This is a genomic window from Pseudomonas sp. H1_D05, from assembly GCF_054682705.1.
Genome location: NZ_CP162825.1, coordinates 2,929,538 through 2,941,594 on the forward strand (window position 1 = coordinate 2,929,538; position 12,057 = coordinate 2,941,594).

The 12,057-nt window shown below is 58.4% G+C and carries 11 protein-coding genes; 8 read left to right on the top strand and 3 right to left on the bottom strand.

Annotation, left to right across the window (positions count from 1 at the left end):
- Nucleotides 1-147 precede the first annotated feature (147 nt).
- A complete protein-coding gene (locus AB4O11_RS13105; protein ID WP_093436056.1) occupies nt 148-603 on the top strand; it encodes a flavodoxin in 456 nt (151 codons plus the stop codon).
- Here the strand turns inward: AB4O11_RS13105 and AB4O11_RS13110 are convergent.
- Nucleotides 593-1,480 carry a LysR family transcriptional regulator gene (locus tag AB4O11_RS13110; RefSeq protein ID WP_320335771.1) on the bottom strand — a complete coding sequence of 296 codons (888 nt, stop codon included), beginning with the start codon at nt 1,478-1,480 and terminating at the stop codon, nt 593-595. The genes AB4O11_RS13105 and AB4O11_RS13110 overlap by 11 nt on opposite strands.
- Before the next feature lie 95 nt (nt 1,481-1,575).
- Between AB4O11_RS13110 and AB4O11_RS13115 the strand changes: the two genes are divergently transcribed.
- The 5 genes from AB4O11_RS13115 to AB4O11_RS13135 all read left to right on the top strand — a co-directional run bounded on the left by AB4O11_RS13115 (nt 1,576) and on the right by AB4O11_RS13135 (nt 5,567).
- Entirely contained in the window at nt 1,576-1,962 is a 387-nt protein-coding gene (locus AB4O11_RS13115) for a CidA/LrgA family protein (RefSeq protein ID WP_095049777.1), read from the top strand.
- Nucleotides 1,952-2,638 carry an LrgB family protein gene (locus AB4O11_RS13120; RefSeq protein ID WP_257357020.1) on the top strand — a complete coding sequence of 229 codons (687 nt, stop codon included), beginning with the start codon at nt 1,952-1,954 and terminating at the stop codon, nt 2,636-2,638. Before AB4O11_RS13115 ends, AB4O11_RS13120 begins: the two co-directional genes overlap by 11 nt.
- 131 nt (nt 2,639-2,769) lie before the next feature.
- Entirely contained in the window at nt 2,770-3,552 is a 783-nt protein-coding gene (locus tag AB4O11_RS13125; RefSeq protein WP_460130827.1) for a class II aldolase/adducin family protein, read from the top strand.
- Nucleotides 3,552-4,454: an alpha/beta fold hydrolase gene (locus AB4O11_RS13130; protein WP_460130828.1), complete on the top strand. Its 903-nt coding sequence runs from the start codon at nt 3,552-3,554 to the stop codon at nt 4,452-4,454. The genes AB4O11_RS13125 and AB4O11_RS13130 overlap by 1 nt, the downstream gene beginning before the upstream one ends.
- A 201-nt stretch (nt 4,455-4,655) precedes the next feature.
- Nucleotides 4,656-5,567, top strand: a complete 912-nt coding sequence (locus AB4O11_RS13135) for an SDR family oxidoreductase (RefSeq protein ID WP_099758023.1) — start codon at nt 4,656-4,658, stop codon at nt 5,565-5,567.
- Between the two features lie 41 nt (nt 5,568-5,608).
- Here the strand turns inward: AB4O11_RS13135 and AB4O11_RS13140 are convergent, their stop codons facing one another.
- Together AB4O11_RS13140 and AB4O11_RS13145 are read right to left on the bottom strand one after the other, a co-directional pair.
- Complete coding sequence (locus AB4O11_RS13140) at nt 5,609-5,869, bottom strand: hypothetical protein (RefSeq protein WP_007914225.1); 261 nt, start codon at nt 5,867-5,869, stop codon at nt 5,609-5,611.
- Nucleotides 5,869-8,019, bottom strand: coding sequence for an S-type pyocin domain-containing protein (locus AB4O11_RS13145; RefSeq protein ID WP_460130830.1), 2,151 nt, complete (start codon nt 8,017-8,019; stop codon nt 5,869-5,871). The genes AB4O11_RS13140 and AB4O11_RS13145 overlap by 1 nt, the downstream gene beginning before the upstream one ends.
- Nucleotides 8,020-8,742: 723 nt before the next feature.
- On the opposite strand from AB4O11_RS13145, the gene AB4O11_RS13150 reads away from it, so the two are divergent.
- Complete coding sequence (locus AB4O11_RS13150) at nt 8,743-10,536, top strand: DUF1302 domain-containing protein (RefSeq protein WP_093436084.1); 1,794 nt, start codon at nt 8,743-8,745, stop codon at nt 10,534-10,536.
- A gap of 23 nt (nt 10,537-10,559) precedes the next feature.
- Nucleotides 10,560-11,927: a DUF1329 domain-containing protein gene (locus AB4O11_RS13155; RefSeq protein WP_095125410.1), complete on the top strand. Its 1,368-nt coding sequence runs from the start codon at nt 10,560-10,562 to the stop codon at nt 11,925-11,927.
- The last annotated feature ends 130 nt before the right edge of the window (nt 11,928-12,057 follow it).

Here is a 12,057-nt window from a genome sequence, read left to right on the forward strand (position 1 = left end):
ATCCTTTCAGAGTTGTCAGTGGCAGGCATTCTAGAAGAACCGCACGGCCTGTCTACTGGCCATTACCGCCAATTGAGATCCAGTCGCAGCTTTGCGCTTGAGACTGTTACTATCGCGGCTCTTTTTTTCAGTTTCAGGATCAGATTGATGAAAGTCGCCATCCTCTCCGGTTCGGTCTACGGCACCGCCGAAGAAGTCGCCCGTCACGCCCAGAACCTGTTGAAAGCCGCTGGCTTTGAAACCTTCCACAACTCGCGCGCCAGCCTGGCCGACATCCAGGCGTTTGGCCCTGAAGCATTGCTTGCGGTGACCTCGACCACCGGCATGGGCGAATTGCCCGACAACCTGCAACCGCTGTACTCAGCGATTCGTGACCAGTTGCCCGCCGCACTGCTCGGTTTGCCGGGCGCAGTGATTGCCTTGGGCGACGCCAGTTACGGCGACACTTTCTGCGGCGGTGGCGAGCAAATGCGTGAACTGTTCGGCGAGCTCGGTGTGCGCGAAGTGCAAGAGATGCTGCGCATCGACGCCAGCGAAAGCGTCACCCCGGAAACCGACGCCGAGCCTTGGCTGGCGCAGTTGATCGACACGCTCAAGGGCTGATTCCACGCTCGCGCAACAGCGCCAGCCATGCCTGCGCCGCTTTTGACAGATACGCGCCGCGCCGCCAGATAAACGCGATATCCCAACGCAGATAATCCGGCGCGCGTAAGGTCAGGCGCACCACGCCTGGCCGCACCAGACCGCGTGCAACCACGCTGGGCAACAGCACCACGCCTTGCCCGGCGGCCACCAGCGCCGCAAGGAAATCCGCCTGACCGCTGCGCCCGCCTTCCTTCGGCGTAAACCCCAGTTGCTGGCACGCCTGCAGCAAGCGGTCGTTGAGCACGAAGCTGCGCTGATAGAGCAGAAAGGGCGTCTCGGCCAATTCTTCCAGACCAATCTCGCCTCGGGCTGCCAGCGGATGATCCACTGGCAGCAGCGCATCGAGTTGCTCATCGCAAAACGGCTGACAGTCGAATTGCGGATCCTTGGGCAACAGACTGCCGCCCAACTCCAGTTCACCGCTCAGCACAGCCTGCTCGATATTGCGGCTACCGCCCTCGAGCAACTGGATGCTGATATTCGGATAGCGCCGCCGGTATTCCGCAAACAGTTCGGCGAATAGCGCGTCGCTGCCGAGTAATGGCAGGCCGAGGCGCAACTCTCCGCGTGCCAAATGACTGAGGTCGTCCAGTTCCGCGAGCAGTTCGTTGCGCAAGCGCAGCATGCCTTCGGCCCGTTGCAGCACCACGCTGCCAGCGGCCGTCAGGCGCAATTGCGAACCCAGCCGCTCCAGCAAAGGCGTGCCGAGACTTTGTTCCAGTTGCGCGATCTGTTTGCTCACCGCTGACTGGCTGATGTGCAGGGTTTTTGCGGCTTGGGTAAAACCGCCTTGATGCATTACTTCGACAAAGCTGCGCAGTTGTTTGAATTCCATTGTCCGATTCCATTTTGGAATGGTACTGAGTCTAACAATTCGCTTCGGGGATGGCAGGTGGCTTCGTAAAATAAGCGCCTGTCTGGAGCAAAATCATGAACGCCGTCCCGCTCAAACATCTGTCTCGTCTTCTCGCTGAACTCGCTGTATTGCTCGGCCTCTACTTGCTCGGCTGCCAACTCGCGGTCTGGCTGGCGTGGCCGATTCCTGGCGGTGTGATCGGTATGGCGCTGTTGCTGCTGGCCTTTGCCTTTGGCTGGATTAAACCCGCCGCCCTGCAATTGGGCGCAGGGTTGCTGATGGCCGAGATGTTGTTGTTCTTCATTCCGGCGCTGATGAGCCTGCTCGACTATGGCGCACTGTTGCGCAATGACGGCTGGCGAATCCTGTTGGTGATCGCCGCCAGTACATTGATGGTCATGCTGGTGACGGCTTTCACCGTAGAACTTGCCGTGCGCATGAGGCGTTCCCATGAAGCTTGAATGGATGCCGATGTTCTGGCTGGCCTTCACCCTGTTGGCGTATCTGTTCAGCCGCTGGATTTATCGGCGCACCGGGCGCTACGTGTTGTCGCCGCTGATCCTGGTGCCGGCCCTGCTGTTGGCGCTGGCTGTGCCGTTGCACACCGCTTATGCCGAATACTCCAGCAACACCCATTGGCTGATGCGGGTACTCGGCCCGGTCACTGTCGCATTTGCTGTGCCGATCTGGCAGCAGCGGCACTTGCTGATGCGGCATTGGTCGGCGCTGTTGTTGGGCATGGTTGCCGGCAGTGCGGCGTCGATCGGCACTTCATTCGGGCTGGCCAGGGCGCTGGCGCTCGACAGCTCGGTGACGCTGTCACTGGTGCCGCGTTCGATCACCACACCGTTCGCCATGCCGCTGGCGCAGGACCTCGGCGGCGTGCCGGAGTTGACCGCGGTATTCGTGATGTTCACCGGAGTGTTCGGGGCGATGCTCGGTGGCGTGTTGTTGAAGTGGTTGCCGCTACGCAGTGCCTTGGCCCGCGGTGCGCTTTTCGGGGTTGGCGCGCATGGTGCCGGTGTCAGTCGGGCCCATGAAGTGGGCGGCGAAGAAGGCTCTGTCGCCGGGCTGGTGATGGTCTTGACCGGGTTGCTCAATCTGTTTGCCGCGCCTTTGTTGGCGTCGTGGCTTTGACATGGATCCAAGGAGTTTGCCTGGCTGACCCGCTCAGTCATCAAGCTGGCTGGCAATGCAACTACGCAATGCTCTGCGCCTGACTAGACTGCTCGTACGTGCAGAACAATAAGAACGCAGAGGTGCATACAGTGAGCGTAGCCCCCGTCCAATCGTCCCTTAATGTCAAAGACCAGGTCAGTGCCGCAGAGTGGCAGACCCGTGTCGATCTCGCCGCTTGTTATCGTCTGGTCGCGCTGCATGGCTGGGATGATCTGATCTTCACCCATATTTCCGCCAAGGTGCCGGGCACCGAAGATTTCCTGATCAACCCGTTTGGTCTAATGTTTCATGAGATCACTGCGTCGAGCCTGGTGAAAGTCGATCAGGCCGGCAACAAACGCATGGACAGCCCTTACGAAATCAACCCCGCCGGCTACACCATCCACAGCGCCGTGCACGAAGTGCGGCACGATGTGGTTTGCGTGCTGCATACCCACACCGCCTCCGGTGTCGCGGTGTCGGCGCAAAAGCAGGGTGTGTTGCCGATCAGCCAGCAGTCGCTGTTCGTGCTTTCGAGCCTGGCTTATCACGGCTACGAAGGCGTGGCGCTGAACCATGAAGAGAAGGCGCGCCTGCAAGCCGATCTTGGCGAAAACAATTTCCTGATGCTGCACAACCACGGTCTGCTGACCTGTGGCGGCACCATCGCCGACACTTTTCTGATGATGTTCACCTTCCAGCGCGCCTGCGACATTCAGGTCATGGCGCAAACCGGTGGCGCTGAACTCATCGCCATCGAACCGCAAATCCTGGCAGGCGCCAAAGCGATGATCGCCGGTGTCACCAAAAGTGCTCAAGGCATGGGTGGCGCGCTGGCATGGCCAGCGTTGCTGCGCAAACTCGATAAACAAGACCCCGGATATAAACTCTAATGCCTCTTGCCGAGATTCCTCTGTGTGTCTGGCGTAAACGCAGCCAGACGTTTGTCTTTCGTGGCCAGCCGATTCGCTACTGGACGGCCGGGCAGGGTGACCCGCTGCTGCTGATCCACGGTTTTCCGACCGCCAGTTGGGATTGGCATTATCTGTGGCAGCCGCTGGCCCAGCGATATCGGGTGATTGCCTGCGACATGCTCGGCTTTGGCGATTCGGCCAAACCGCTCAATCACACCTACAGCCTTTTGGAGCAGGCTGACCTGCAGCAGGCATTGCTCGCGCATCTGCAGGTCGGACAACCGGTTCACTTGCTTGCTCACGACTACGGCGACAGTGTTGCCCAGGAACTGCTCGCCAGGCACTACGAAGACAAGATCGAGATCGCCAGTTGTGTGTTCCTCAACGGCGGGTTGTTTCCGGAAACCCATCGTCCGGTGCTGATGCAGAAACTGCTGCTCAGCCCGTTGGGCTGGATGATCGGTCGTGCGTTCACTCGCGATGCGCTGGTGAAAAGCTTCCGGCAGATCTTCGGCCCGCAAACCCGACCGAGCGAAAGCGAGCTGGACGATTTCTGGAGTCTGGTCGACAGCAATCGCGGGCCACGGATCATGCACAAGTTGATCAGCTACATTCCCGAACGCCGTGTGCAGCGTGATCGCTGGGTGACAGCGATGCAGCGCGGTGAAATCCCGTTACGGGTGATCGATGGCGAAGTCGATCCGATTTCCGGGGCGCACATGGTCGAGCGTTACCGTGAATTGATCCCCGACGCCGACACGGTGTTGCTGCCAGGCATCGGCCACTATCCACAGACCGAGGCGCCGGTGCAGGTGCTCAAGCATTATCTGGAGTTTCGCGATCGTTTTGTGCTGCCACCGCGCAAAGTCGCCTGCTCCTGAAAGATCAAAAGATCGCAGCCTGCGGCAGCGCCTGCACAAATTCAATGTAGGCGCTGCCGCAGGCTGCGATCTTTTGATCTTTTGACGCCTTCATCATCCCCCAACCTTATCGCGCACCATTCAGCCTCAGCCGTATTCGTTGTGACCCAAAGCCCTGTGCCTGACACTCGGACTCAATACTGGCCTGCTGGAGTTGCTGCGATGAATGAGTCTGTGCGTTTCGAAGATAAAGTTGTCATCGTCACCGGAGCCGGTGGTGGCCTCGGACGCGCCCACGCATTGTTGTTTGCCAAACAGGGCGCCAAAGTGCTGGTCAACGACCTCGGCGGCTCGACCCAGGGCGAGGGGGCTAATGCTTCCGCTGCCGACCGCGTCGTCGCCGAAATCCGCGAGGCCGGCGGCATTGCCGAAGCCAACCACGACTCGGTCACCGACGGCGACAAACTGGTGCAAAACGCCCTTGATGTCTTCGGTCGCGTCGACGTCGTGGTGAACAACGCCGGGATCCTGCGCGACAAGACCTTCCACAAAATGGACGACGCCGACTGGGATCTGGTTTACCGCGTCCATGTCGAAGGCGCCTACAAAGTCACCCGCGCCGCGTGGCCACATATGCGCGAGCAAAACTACGGCCGGGTAATCTTCACCGCCTCGACCTCAGGCATCTACGGCAACTTCGGCCAGTCCAACTACGGCATGGCCAAACTGGGCCTCTACGGTTTGACCCGTACGCTGGCCATCGAAGGTCGCAAGAACAACATCCTCGTCAACGCGATCGCGCCTACCGGCGGCACCCGCATGACCGAAGGCTTGATCCCGCCGCAAGTATTCGAGCAATTGAAGCCAGAACTGGTCAGCCCGTTGGTGGTGTATCTGGCCAGTGAGCAATGCCAGGAAACGTCAGGGCTGTTCGAAGTCGGTGGCGGCTGGATGGGCAAGGTGCGTTGGGAGCGCAGCCTCGGTGCCGGGTTTGATCCGCGGGTGGGCTTCTCGCCGGAAGATGTCGCGGCGCACTGGCAGCAGATCTGTGATTTCGAAGGGGCGGCGCATCCGAAGGACAATATTGAGGCGTTGAAGGAAATGATGGCGAATTTGCAGAAGTATTCGCTTTAAATAGTGTGGCCACCAAACTTGGGCTTGGTGGCCACACCCCATTAAGCGTATCGTTTTTCAGTCATGAATTTTGGGGCCTTCCAGTTGGGGCCTTTAATAGCTAAGCCTTTATCCCCGTGTGCCAGTACTCCGGACGCAATGAGTCGTTTGTAGGCATCCTCAAGGGCTCCATATTGACTGATCAAATCTCGGTTGTATTGTCTGATCATCATGTCCAGGTGCGGATTTGGTTTGAACAGTGAAAATACGGTGACGATGTCATCCAATGGTTCATTTTTCACAATTTGCTCAATGGTATTCATTACCACATCTCCTTAAGCAACTTCTGGTACTCACGCTCTTCTTGCCGCCTTGCAGCTTCCAGCGCCTCTGGCGTATATAACAACGTTGGATCATCTTTAAGCTTGTAATCCTCCAGTGTTGCAGTGTGGACGTTGTTCCATACGGAAGAGTCTTTATCGGGCATCTCCGTGTCGCCATATCCCAAGGCTTTAAGCCTTTCGAACTCTCTGATCTCATGAGTGTAGAAGCGTTTGTCGGTATCGGTTACCTCTAGTTCTCCTCGAAAAATTCGTTCTAGACGATCGATCATTATTTTATTTGCATCAGAATCTGGGAACTTTGAAGTGTGTAGCTTCACGATATCAATTCCGTTTTTTGCGATGATCGACGGTACCCAGTCCGAGCTTGTAACCGGTAAACCTGTTTCTTCGGGGTTGAAATCTCGCCCGCTGTGTTCCCCGTCCTCGACACCCCCGTACGGACTGCTGAACACCACATAAAGTGGCGCAATCCCCGAGTCATCGGGGAACACGATGACGAATCGTTCCCAACCTTCGACAAGGATCGGATTGAGGTCCAGCCGTCCTTCAATCGGAACAATAGGAGCGCCGGAATAGGCTGGCGCATCAGTCTCGGCAATGGGCGATACAGTCGAGCTGTTACCCGGCGAGATAGCCGGCGTCCAGGTCAGAAAATCCGTCGGCGAATCTGGCAGCGCTACCTCATAAACATCATTCAGCAAGTCATATGCCGCGTTCAGAACCAGCACACTCGAACGGATATGGAAGTCATCGCTGGTGGCGACGAATACCTCCGTGCCCGCACCCAGTGGCCTCACACCCAAGCCTACGGGCAGCTCCAGTGTGCTTTGCCGATCTGATATTTCGCGCAGTGTTTGTGCAGACTCCGGCGACAATTCGGCCAAGGGAACACTCATGGAAAAGCGCTCGCCGTTGCCCAGGCGCGAAGGCGCGAGCAAAGCAGCGAAACCTACCAGTGCCGGACCGCTGATCAACACAGATCCTGCCGCTTTCAGGGTCTGTAATCCTGCCCGCAGCCCCTTGAGAATTGCGGATGATGTTGCTGGAGAAAGACGAGTGGTGTGTGAGGCAAAGGACAACTCCGGACCGGTTGAAGCCGTTGCGCCTGAAGCCGGGTAAACATGCTGGACTTCTGGTGCCAGGCGCTCCTGCCGTTGTAACGCCTCGATACGCTGCTCCATTTCTGCTTGCAGACGTGCCTGCTCGGCGGCAAACGCACGTTTCGCGGCTTTGGCTTTGGCTATGGCCCTGGCTTTGGCGATCGCCTTGGCTTTGGCCTTTGCCTTTGCTTCGGCCTCCGCGCTCAACAATGCCGCGATTCGTGCTTTTTCCCGTGCTTCATCCTCAGCCTTGATTCGTGCGATTTCGGCTTCCTGACGTTGTTTTTCCGCCAATCCAGCCAGTCGTGTCTGTTCACGTATGCGAATCTGCTCCTGCTCTCGACGTGTTGCTTCTGCAGCTTCTCTGTGTCGTTGCTGTTCGGCTGCGACCCGTGCGTGTTCTGCAGCCAAACGCTGGGTCTCAGCCGCTGCCGCCTGAGCTTGATCCTGAGCCTGCACGGTGGCCAGCCAATTGAGTACGTCGGCCTGTTGCTGGTTGAGAAGCGCCAGTGTCTGGCCAAGCAAACGCGCTTCGTGAGCCGCTCGGAAGGACTCGCTCCACAACGCTCTACTCCTGGCCCCCGCGCCGCTGGTTCGGCGGATAGCGGAAGCCTGATTCAGGTAATCCTGGAAGGTTTTCCCCAGCGGATCGCTGCCAAAAAAGCGGTTTGCGATCGCGGTCTGCCTCTGAAACTCTGCGCTCTTGCGGTGAATCAGCGTATTTCTGACGCCCACTTCGCGGGCCAGTGCAGCTGCGGGCGGAAGAGGATTTGTCGGGTCTTCCAGTCTGATTGCCGCCAGTTCCACTTCGATGGACTGAGGTATTGAGACGGATTTTGCGTTGAACTCTTGTTCAACGGTGGTTTGCGTCTCGAACATCAATTGGCGGGTTTGCGCATTGGCGCCGGCAGGTCCGAACGTTCCACTGTAGGTGTAACCCACATTGCTTTCTTTGAATGGCTCGTAATTATCGGGGGCGGGTGCCTCGATACGTGTTTCGTCCAGTTCTAAGAATGGAGGTCTTTGCATATTCATGTCCTTTTGAATGTGCGTGATAACTCGCTGGCAAGTTAGCGCGGCCGATAGTGACGTCCGTGTCACCAGCGAGGGGTTGAGGTGTTTCAAGTTACATCAGACTTGCGGTTACAGAATCTGAGAAACCCGTAAGTAACAGGGCGTTGTTTCGAGAGGGTTTTCGCAGGCTAATAACAAGGCAGGGAGAATTCTTCTGCGACGCAGGAAAGGTCCTACGTCGTTCTCGGAAGGTGTTTGCAGGCAGTAGGGAATACTTTTTCAACGCCCATAAAAAAAGGCCGCTGCAAACGCAGCGGCCAAGGTAAGACGTTGGATCAAGGAGCTACAAATCAACGTCAGTGAACACCGGGGCGATAAACCGAAGTCTTCGATTCATCTGAAATCTGTCAGCAATGGCCTGAGTCGCTCAAAGGCCAGTGCTGCGCGCTTTGCGGAGTGTCCCGTGAAAGCGCGTTCAGAATAAGGTGTTGACCACGTAGGAAAAATACCAATTCCGGACATGCACTGTTGCGGGGCACGTAACAGTCCCATGTGCTGATGTGCACCATGCGCGGCACTGATGATCTTCCATCCAGCCGATCCATGAACGGCGCAAAGCCCCGTCGTTAAAGGCCATTCATCCTTTCGAGCGACAACACGAATACCTCCTTGGTGCGCTTATCGACGCGGTTGCCCGGCAGTAGGGTGGGGCCTTCTGTCACTCACCGGGGAAGACGCATGACAAAAACAACAATGCGCGCCATCTTCACACCGCAGGCGCTGGCCGCCGCGGTGGCTTTGGGTTGCTGCGCCCAGGCGCACGCGGTTGCGTTCAACATTGGCGAGATCGAGGGCACCTTCGACTCGTCGCTGTCGATCGGTGCGAGCTGGGGCATGCGCGATGCCGACAAGTCGCTGGTCGGCACGGTCAATGGCGGGACCGGGCAATCCTCGACCGGTGATGACGGGCGTTTGAATTTCAAGAAGGGCGAGACCTTCTCGAAGATCTTCAAAGGTATTCACGATCTTGAACTCAAGTACGGCGACACCGGTGTCTTCGTGCGTGGCAAGTACTGGTATGACTTCGAGCTGAAGGACGAAGACCGCGAGTTCAAGCCGATCAGCGACAGCGGACGCAAGGAAGGTGCGAAGTCCTCCGGCGCACAAATTCTCGATGCATTCGTCTATCACAACTATTCCATTGCCGATCTGCCGGGCACCGTGCGCGCGGGCAAGCAGGTCGTGAGCTGGGGCGAAAGTACCTTCATCGGTAACTCGATCAACAGCATCAACCCGATCGACGTTTCGGCGTTTCGTCGCCCCGGAGCGGAGATCAAGGAAGGCCTGATTCCGGTCAACATGCTGTTTGGCTCCCAAGGCCTGACCGATCAACTGACCGTCGAAGGGTTCTATCAACTGGAATGGGACCAGACCGTTCTCGACAACTGCGGCACCTTCTTCGGTGTCGATGTGGCGGCGGACGGTTGCAACAACGGCTACACCGTTGGCAACCCGGCAATCGCACCGTTTGTCCCGCTGACCCAGGCTTTTGGCCAAGGCATTCAGGTGACTCGCGAAGGCGTGGTGATCCCCCGTGGCGGCGACCGCGATGCGCGGGATTCCGGGCAGTGGGGCACGGCATTGCGCTGGCTCGGTGACGACACCGAATATGGCCTGTATTTCATGAACTACCACAGCCGCACGCCAACGGTTGGCACTACCACGGCTGGCCTGTCGACGCTGGCGGCATTGCCGGGCATGGTCGGGATCGCCAATGGCCTGGCACCCGGCAGCGGTTCCGGCCTGGCGCAGAGCGTGATGCTCGGGCGCGGTGGTTACTACCTTGAGTACCCGGAAGACATTCGCCTCTACGGCGCGAGTTTCTCCACCACATTGCCGACCGGCACGGCATGGACTGGCGAGATCAGCTACCGCCCGAATGCACCGGTACAGGTCAACACCAATGACCTGACGCTAGCGCTGCTCAATCCGATTGCCGGTGGCGCTGCTTCGCCGGTCGCCACCACCCCGGGGGCGGACAACAAAGGCTATCGGCGCAAGGAAGTCACGCAAATCCAGAGCACCCTCACGCACTTTTTCGATCAGGTGTTGGGCGCGGAACGCCTGACCGTGGTCGGCGAAGCTGCGGTGGTGCATGTCGGTGGCCTGGAGTCGCGCAGCGAGCTGCGTTATGGCCGCGACTCGGTATACGGCCAATACGGTTTCGGTGGTGATACCGACGGTTTCGTCACCTCGACCTCGTGGGGCTACCGTGCCCGGGCGATCCTCGATTACGCCAACGTGATCGGCGGGGTCAACTTCAAACCCAACCTGTCGTGGTCGCATGACGTCGCCGGTTATGGCCCCAACGGCCTGTTCAACGAAGGTGCGAAAGCGATCAGCGTCGGCGTCGATGCCGACTACCGCAACACCTATACCGCGAGCCTCAGTTACACCGACTTTTTCGGTGGCGACTACAACGTCCTCGAAGACCGTGACTTCGTCGCTCTGAGCTTCGGCGTGAACTTCTGATCTGCCCGAGAAGGATGAATGCAATGCGCAAAATGATTCTGCAATGTGGTGTGCTGGCCCTGAGTCTGCTGGCGGCCAACGTGATGGCTGCGGTGTCGCCGGAGGAGGCCAACAAACTCGGCACCAGCCTCACGCCGCTCGGCGCCGAGAAGGCCGGCAATGCTGACGGTTCGATACCGGCATGGACCGGCGGCATCCCGAAAAACGCCGGGGCGGTGGACAGCAAAGGCTTCCTCGCCGACCCGTTTGCCAATGAAAAACCGCTGTTCACCATCACTGCTTCCAACGTCGACAAGTACAAGGACAAGCTCTCGGACGGGCAGGTGGCGATGTTCAAACGCTACCCGGAAACCTACAAGATCCCGGTCTATCCGACTCACCGCACGGTCGCCGTGCCAGCGGAAATCTATGAGTCGGCCAAACGCAGCGCGCTCAATGTCACCAGCATTAACGATGGTAATGGCCTGGCCAATTTCACAGGCAACCGCTACTACGCCTTCCCGATTCCGAAGACTGGCGTTGAGGTGTTGTGGAACCACATCACCCGGTATCACGGCGGTAACCTGCGGCGCATCATCACCCAGGTGACCCCGCAGACCAACGGCAGCTACACGCCGATCCGCTTCGAAGAAGAGATCGCCGTGCCGCAACTGATGAAGGATCTCGATCCGGAAAAAGCCGCCAATGTGCTGACTTTCTTCAAACAGTCGGTAACGGCGCCGGCACGTCTGGCCGGTAACGTGCTGCTGGTCCACGAAACCCTCGATCAGGTGAAGGAACCGCGTCTGGCGTGGATCTACAATGCCGGCCAGCGCCGCGTGCGTCGGGCGCCGCAAGTGGCCTATGACGGCCCGGGCACCGCCGCCGATGGCCTGCGCACGTCGGACAACTTCGACATGTTCTCCGGCGCTCCGGATCGCTACGACTGGAAACTGGTCGGCAAGAAGGAAATGTACATCCCGTACAACAGCTACAAACTCGATTCGCCGAAGCTCAAGTACGACGACATCGTCAAGGCCGGGCATATCAATCAGGACCTGACCCGCTACGAACTGCACCGCGTCTGGGAAGTGATCGGCACGGTCAAGCCGAGCGAGCGGCACATCTATGCCAAGCGTCACATGTACATCGATGAAGACAGCTGGCAAGTGGCGCTGGCGGACCACTACGACGGTCGCGGGCAACTGTGGCGTGTCGCCGAAGGTCACGCTCAGTATTACTACGATCACCAGGCGCAGGCCTACACACTGGAAGCGCTCTACGACATCATTGCCGGTCGCTACATTGCCCTTGGAATGAAGAACGAAGAGAAGCACAGTTTCGAGTTCGGCTTCGAAGCCAAGGCTGCCGACTACACGCCAGCGGCCTTGCGCGCAGAGGGCGTGCGGTAACGGTTGTGATACACAAGCGAGGCAAAAGGCGACCGCTCGGTCGCCTTTTTTATGGACACCAATCAGCGCGCTGAATACTCGTCAACAAGTGCAGGGGAGAGGGCTAGGGTGAGGGCACAACGATAAAAAG

Excerpts from the sequence above, each read along its gene's own strand:
- AB4O11_RS13105 (WP_093436056.1), top strand. The coding sequence starts at position 148 with ATGAAAGTCGCCATCCTCTCCGGTTCGGTCTACGGCACCGCCGAAGAA.
- AB4O11_RS13110 (WP_320335771.1), bottom strand. The coding sequence starts at position 1,480 with ATGGAATTCAAACAACTGCGCAGCTTTGTCGAAGTAATGCATCAAGGC.
- AB4O11_RS13115 (WP_095049777.1), top strand. The coding sequence starts at position 1,576 with ATGAACGCCGTCCCGCTCAAACATCTGTCTCGTCTTCTCGCTGAACTC.
- AB4O11_RS13120 (WP_257357020.1), top strand. The coding sequence starts at position 1,952 with ATGAAGCTTGAATGGATGCCGATGTTCTGGCTGGCCTTCACCCTGTTG.
- AB4O11_RS13130 (WP_460130828.1), top strand. The coding sequence starts at position 3,552 with ATGCCTCTTGCCGAGATTCCTCTGTGTGTCTGGCGTAAACGCAGCCAG.
- AB4O11_RS13135 (WP_099758023.1), top strand. The coding sequence starts at position 4,656 with ATGAATGAGTCTGTGCGTTTCGAAGATAAAGTTGTCATCGTCACCGGA.
- AB4O11_RS13140 (WP_007914225.1), bottom strand. The coding sequence starts at position 5,869 with ATGAATACCATTGAGCAAATTGTGAAAAATGAACCATTGGATGACATC.
- AB4O11_RS13145 (WP_460130830.1), bottom strand. The coding sequence starts at position 8,019 with ATGCAAAGACCTCCATTCTTAGAACTGGACGAAACACGTATCGAGGCA.
- AB4O11_RS13150 (WP_093436084.1), top strand. The coding sequence starts at position 8,743 with ATGACAAAAACAACAATGCGCGCCATCTTCACACCGCAGGCGCTGGCC.
- AB4O11_RS13155 (WP_095125410.1), top strand. The coding sequence starts at position 10,560 with ATGCGCAAAATGATTCTGCAATGTGGTGTGCTGGCCCTGAGTCTGCTG.